At 67.9% G+C, this 6,302-nt stretch carries 6 protein-coding genes; all 6 read right to left on the reverse strand.

Annotated features, from left to right (window positions below; translation table 11 throughout):
* Positions 1 to 209 (reverse strand): glyceraldehyde 3-phosphate dehydrogenase NAD-binding domain-containing protein (locus tag CRT60_RS13910; RefSeq protein ID WP_280177220.1); only part of this gene is annotated, 209 nt, incomplete at its 3' end.
* Positions 210 to 325: 116 nt separating this feature from the next.
* Positions 326 to 1,084 carry a phosphoglycerate kinase gene (gene pgk / locus CRT60_RS13915; RefSeq protein ID WP_098736955.1) on the reverse strand — a complete coding sequence of 253 codons (759 nt, stop codon included), beginning with the start codon at positions 1,082 to 1,084 and terminating at the stop codon, positions 326 to 328.
* A gap of 50 nt (positions 1,085 to 1,134) precedes the next feature.
* Complete coding sequence (locus CRT60_RS13920; protein WP_098736956.1) at positions 1,135 to 2,085, reverse strand: DMT family transporter; 951 nt, start codon at positions 2,083 to 2,085, stop codon at positions 1,135 to 1,137.
* Between the two features lie 74 nt (positions 2,086 to 2,159).
* Positions 2,160 to 3,386, reverse strand: a complete 1,227-nt coding sequence (locus CRT60_RS13925) for an acetate/propionate family kinase (protein WP_098736957.1) — start codon at positions 3,384 to 3,386, stop codon at positions 2,160 to 2,162.
* 12 nt (positions 3,387 to 3,398) lie between these two features.
* Positions 3,399 to 4,841 carry a bifunctional enoyl-CoA hydratase/phosphate acetyltransferase gene (locus CRT60_RS13930; RefSeq protein ID WP_098736958.1) on the reverse strand — a complete coding sequence of 481 codons (1,443 nt, stop codon included), beginning with the start codon at positions 4,839 to 4,841 and terminating at the stop codon, positions 3,399 to 3,401.
* Positions 4,842 to 5,375: 534 nt separating this feature from the next.
* Positions 5,376 to 6,302, reverse strand: a 927-nt coding sequence (gene eno / locus CRT60_RS13935; RefSeq protein WP_098736959.1) for a phosphopyruvate hydratase, incomplete at its 5' end; no start/stop codon positions are given.

Genomic DNA, 6,302 nt, shown 5'->3' on the forward strand with positions numbered 1-6,302 from the left:
TTGACGATCAGCACGCCGTCGCCGGTCTCGATGGTGCCGGGGAAGCGGCCGTGGACGCTGTCGTACTTCAGCAGGTGCGCGTTGGCCTTCAGATCGGCGAGGTCGTTGATCGCCACGACCTCCACGTCTTTGCGGCCGCTCTCGTAGATGGCGCGCAGAACCAGACGGCCGATGCGGCCGAACCCATTAATCGCTACCCGTACAGCCATGATGTGCTCCAGTCGTTCGCTTGCGGTCCCGTGCCGGTTGGGGCGGAGACCTTATTTAACCAGGGAATGCGGGTTTAAGACCGCGGGAATTGCAATTTAAGGGGGTGGACGCGTGCTTACGCTGGAACGGCGCGCGGCGACATCGCATCCAGCCAAGCCGGCAGGGCGTCGCGGCTGGTCAGTTCGCTGAAGCGGTCCTCCACCCCGGCGGCAGCCAGGGCGGCAATGGTGTCGTCGCCGGCCGCCACCGACCGCAGGCCGGCATCGCGGGTGCGCCGGGCGATGAACCATGCCAGCGCGTCGGTGCCGCCGTCGAAGGGGGCGATCTCGTAGACGCCGAGCGGCCCTGTCCATACCACGGTCCGGGCGGCCTCGACGCAGGCGGTGAACCGCGCGATCGTCGCCGGCCCGATGTCAAGCACCATGTCCTCCGGCCCGATGGCGGTGCAGGGGACGATACGGTCCTCCACCCCGTTTTTCGCTTCGGTCGCTATGACCACATCGACCGGCAGCAGCAGCTCGCAACCGCAGGCCTTCGCCCGGTCCAGCAGCTTGCGGGCCTCGTCGATCAGCCCGTAATCGCACAGCGAAGCGCCCATGTCGGTGCCGGTCGCCGCCAGGACGGTGTTGGCGATGCCGCCGCCCAATGCCAGAACGTCGACCCGCGTCACCAGCCGGATCAGCAGATCCAGCTTGGCGGACAGTTTCGCACCGCCGACGATGGCGCAGACCGTGTGATCGGATCGTCCCGCCTTGCGGGCAGGGGTGAACAGAGTTGGCTGCGCCGGCCCGCTCGCATCACGACCACCCGTGATCAGATGCAGCCGGCCGGTCAGTCGGGGGGCCAGATTGCCTCGGACATCGGTCGTAAGCATGATGCCTGTCCTTTTCTTGGAACCAGTTCTGTCGTTTGTAGGCTTGCTAATCAGGCGGTCCGGATCGGTCCGGGCCCCGAGTGTGTCGTGCAAGTCTTCGGTGGGGCCGCCGCGGCGCGGCGGGTTTCGCGATAGAGGATCAGCAGCCCGCTGCCGATCACCACGGTGGCGCCGACGATCACATGCGGGGCCGGCACGTCGCCCCAGACCAGCCAGCCGAGGATCGTCGCGTAGATCAGGCTGGCATAGCTGAAGGGGCCGACCACCACCGCCCGGGCCAGCGAATAGGCCCGCGTGCTGAAATACTGCGCTCCGCCGCCGGCGATCCCCATCCCCGCCATCAGCGCCAGCGCATGGCCGTCCGGCGTGGCCCAGCCGAACGGCAGGGCCAGCGCGCTGAGCAGGGTCGAGACCACGGTGAAATAGAAGACCGTCGTCACCGGCTTCTCCGTGCGGCCCAGCTGGCGCATGGCGATCATCGCCAGCGCGTAGCAGACGGCGGCGGTCAGCGCCACCAGCGACCCGCGGTCGATCATCTCGGCGCCGGGCTGGACCATGATCAGCACCCCGGCGAAGCCGACCGCCACCGCGCCCCAGCGGAAGGCGCCGACCCTCTCCCCCAGCAGCGGAACCGAGAGGGCGGTGAGGAACAGCGGGGCGGAGTAGGAGATCGCCACCGCATTGGCCAGCGGCATCAGGTGATAGGCCCAGAACAGCAGCACCATCGATGCCAGCCCGACGATGGCCCGCCACAGATGCCCCTGCCAATGGTCGGTGTGCAGGCAGCTCCGCCCGCCCGCGGCGGCAACCATGGCGACCGCCGGCAGCAGGGCGAACAGGTTGCGGAAGAAGGTGACCTCGCCCAGCGGATAGCTCTCCGCCAGGATCTTGGCGAGCGCGTTCATGATGGTCATCAGGGCCATCGCCAGCAGCATCGACAGGATGCCGAGCCGGACATTTTCCGGCGGTTTGGCGGCGGCGCTCGTAGGGACCTGTTCCATGATGACGCTTTCCTGCCAGGGGAGGTCTCCCTCTCCCGTCCCGGGAGAGGGAGAATTGCCGGCGTCTGCCGCGCTTACGCCGCCCGTTCCAACTGCTCTGCTGCGATCACACCCAGCGTATGGCGGGCGATCATCCGTTCCTCGTCGGTCGGGATGATGAAGACCGGCACGCGGCTCTCCTGGGCGGAGATGCGGGTCGCCTTCGCCCGGTTGGCCGCCGGGTCGATGGCGACGCCGAGCCAGGACAGCTTCTCCGCCACCCGCGACCGCACCAGCGTGGAGTTCTCGCCGACGCCGGCGGTGAAGACCACCGCGTCCAGCCCGCCCATCGAGCCGGCCAGCGCCGCCACCTGCTTGGCGACGTTGTGGCAGAACAGCTCCACCGCCTCGGCCGCGGCCGGCAGGTCGGAATTCTCCAGGTCGCGCATGTCGTTGGAGAGGCCCGAAACGCCCAGCATGCCCGACTTGTGGTAAAGCAGCTTTTCCAACTCGTCGGCGCCGTAGCCCTTCTCGCGCATCAGATAGATCAGCACGCCGGGATCGATGGTGCCCGGCCGGGTGCCCATCGGCACGCCGTCGAGAGCGGTGAAGCCCATGGTGGTGTCGACGCTGTGCCCGCCGCGCATGGCGCACAGGCTGGCGCCGCTGCCGAGATGGCAGACCACCACATGCGCGTTCGCCAGTTCCGGTGCCACCTGGGGCAGGCGGTGGGCGATGTACTCGTAGCTCAGCCCGTGGAAGCCGTAGCGGCGGATGCCCTCCGCCGTCAGTTCGCGCGGGATGGCGAAGGTCTGCGACTGCCAGGGCTGGGTCTGGTGGAAGGCGGTGTCGAAGCAGGCGACCTGCGGCAGCGACGGATAGACCTGGGCCAGCGCCCGCATGGCGGCGATGTTGTGCGGCTCATGCAGCGGGGCCAGCGGGATCAGCTCCTCCAACTGGTCGAGCACCGCCGGGGTGACGCGGACGGGAGCCGAGAAGCGGGTGCCGCCATGGACGACGCGATGGCCGGCGGCCACCAGCGTAGCCCCCTTCAGCGTGTCGCCGATCCAGTCGAGCAGATGGTGGAGCAGCTCCGGGCGGCCCGGATTCTCGCCGTCGGCCCAGCTGTGGTCGGCGATCTTGTGGCGGGCGGCGTCCTTCGCCTCGAAGCGGGGGGCGGTGCCGATGCCGGAGATCTGGCCGGTGACGACCGGCTCGATCTCGGTGGCGCTGCCACCCTGGAAGACGCAGAATTTCAGGCTGGAGGAACCCGCATTGATGACGAGGCAGGCGTCCTCGCTGGAGTTTGACAGTGCGACCATGACGGGGATGTCCTATTCGGCGGCCAGCGCGAGCTTCGGCTGGCGTTTGGCGGCGGCGACCAGCGAGGCGACGGCGCAGGAAGCGAGCCGGGCCCGCACATTGTCGGCGCGGCTGGTGAGGATGACCGGCACCTTGGCGCCCAGCACGATGCCGGCGAGGTCGGCATTCGCCAGGAAGGACAACTGCTTGACCAGCATGTTGCCGGCCTCCAGATCGGGGGCGAGCAGGATGTCCGGCTGGCCGGCGACCGGGGAGACGATGCCCTTGGTGCGGGCGGCTTCGGCGGAGATGGCGTTGTCGAAGGCCAGCGGGCCGTCGAGGATGCCGCCGGTGATCTGGCCGCGGTCGGCCATCTTGCAGAGTGCTGCCGCTTCCAGCGTGGTGTTGATCTTCGGGTTGATCGTCTCGACCGCCGACAGGATGGCGACGCGCGGGGTGGCGACGCCCAGCACCTTGGCAAGGTCGATGGCGTTCTGGACGATGTGGACCTTGTCCTCCAGCGTCGGATAGATGTTGATCGCCGCGTCGGTGATCAGCAGCGTCTTGGAGTAGGTCGGCACATTCATCAGGAAGACGTGGCTGATCCGGCTGGCGGTGCGCAGGCCGGTTTCCTTCTTCACCACCTCGCCCATCAGCTCGTCGGTGTGCAGGCTGCCCTTCATCACCGCTTCGGCCTCGCCGGTGCGGGCCAGCGCCACGGCGGCTGCCGCAGCGGCGCGGCTGTGGGCGGCATCGACGATGCGGTAGCGGGCGATGTCGAGCCCGCCGGCTGCGGCGACCTTGCGGATGAGGGCTTCCGGCCCGACCAGGATCGGCTCGATCAGCCCGGCCTCTGCCGCCTCGACGGCGCCCTGGAGCGAGCTGGCATCGCAGGGATAGGCGACGGCGGTGACGACCGGCGGCAGCTCGTCGCACTTGGCGAGCAGCGCGTCGTGCTTGTCGTGGCGGATCATCTGGATCTGCGGCAGCTCATGCGCCGGGCGGATGACCTTCTGGGTCGGGGCGATCACCTCGGCGGTGCCCAGCACGACGATCTCGCCATCCTGGTTGGTGCAGACGCAGTCGAACACGACGACGTTCTTGGCCGGACGCTTCTCGATCACGGTGACGGTGGCGGTGACGATGTCGCCCAGGCCCACCGGGCGGCGGAACTGCAGGCTCTGGCCGGCATAGAGCGAGCCGGCGCCCGGCAGGTAGGTGCCCAGCACGCCCGAGATCAGCGAACCCGACCACATGCCGGGACCGATCACCTTCTGGAACCGGCTGTCGGCGGCGAATTTCGGGTCGAGATGGGCCGGGTTGATGTTGCCCGACACGGTGGCGAACAGCTCCACATCCATCAGGGTGAGCTGGCGCGACAGGCTGGCCGACTGGCCGATCTGGATTTCGTCGAAGGTCACATTCTCGACGACGGCGCAGGCGCCGTTGCCGGAAGCTTCACCACTGGCACGCATTTTTGAACACTCCGGTTGACCGGGTCGAGCGAGCGGCCCGTTTTTACGGTCCGAAGGGGCGGCGTCGGGAGGGGACGGAAAGGGAGGCCGTCCAGTGTGTCGTCCGAACTCGTCGCCCGTTTTGCGCCAGCGTTCTGCGCCGCGCCGGGAACCTTAGATATATTAATATATTAACTGTGCATCGCAACATGGAACCGTCGAAAAGCCCGGCCCTTGACACTATGCCGCAGGTGGCTCAAGGCCCATTTCTGCGGGATGGCCGGGCGGGGCTTCCCCCTCCTCCCGGGGAGAGACGGGAGGAGGGGGCACAACGGCGGGACGTCTCAGCGATCGGGGCGCCCGCCGCCCGTCCTCGAAGTCCCTTCAGGGGCAGTTCCTGCCGTCGTGATCGCCTCTCCGGGGGCAGGAGAGGGGGCGGAGGATTGCCGGGCAGGGGACTTCAGGAAGCTCGTGGAACTCAGGCCTTGAGGATGCCGCGGCCGGCGAAGCGGGCGGCGACGCCGAGCTGCTCTTCGATGCGGATCAGCTGGTTGTTCAGGCCTTGAGGATGCCGCGGCCGGCGAAGCGGGCGGCGACGCCGAGCTGCTCTTCGATGCGGATCAGCTGGTTGTACTTGGCGAGGCGGTCCGAACGGCTGAGAGAGCCGGTCTTGATCTGGCCGCAGTTGGTGGCGACCGCCAGATCGGCGATGGTGCTGTCCTCGGTCTCGCCCGAACGGTGCGACAGGACAGCGGTGTAGCCGGCCTTGTGCGCCATGTCGACCGCTTCCAGCGTCTCCGACAGCGTGCCGATCTGGTTGACCTTGACCAGGATCGAGTTCGCGACACCTTGGCGGATGCCCTGGGCCAGACGCTTCGGATTGGTGACGAACAGATCGTCGCCGACCAGCTGCACCTTGCTGCCGATGGCGTCGGTCAGCGCCTTCCAGCCTTCCCAGTCGTCTTCCGCCATGCCGTCCTCGATCGAGATGATCGGGTAGCGGCCGGCCAGATCGGCCCAGTAAGCGACCATCTGTTCCGGCGACAGCGACTTGCCTTCGCCGGCCAGCTCATACTTGCCGTTCTTGAAGAACTCGGTCGAGGCGGCGTCGAGCGCCAGCATGACGTCGTCGCCCGGCTTGTAGCCGGCGGCCTCGATGGCCTTCATGACGAAGCCGAGCGCTTCGTCGGTCGAGCCGATGTTGGGGGCGAAGCCGCCCTCGTCGCCGACATTGGTGTTGTGGCCGGCGTCCTTCAGCTTCTTCTTCAGCGACTGGAAGATCTCGGAGCCCATGCGGATGGCGTCGGCGCCGGTCTCGGCGCCCACCGGCATGATCATGAATTCCTGGATGTCGATGGGGTTGTCGGCATGGGCGCCGCCGTTGATGATGTTCATCATCGGCACCGGCAGCAGCGAGGCGAAGGCGCCGCCGACATAGCGGTAGAGCGGCAGGCCGGCATCCTCGGCGGCGGCGCGGGCGAC

The sequence above is a fragment of the Azospirillum palustre genome, assembly GCF_002573965.1.
GTDB lineage: Bacteria > Pseudomonadota > Alphaproteobacteria > Azospirillales > Azospirillaceae > Azospirillum > Azospirillum palustre.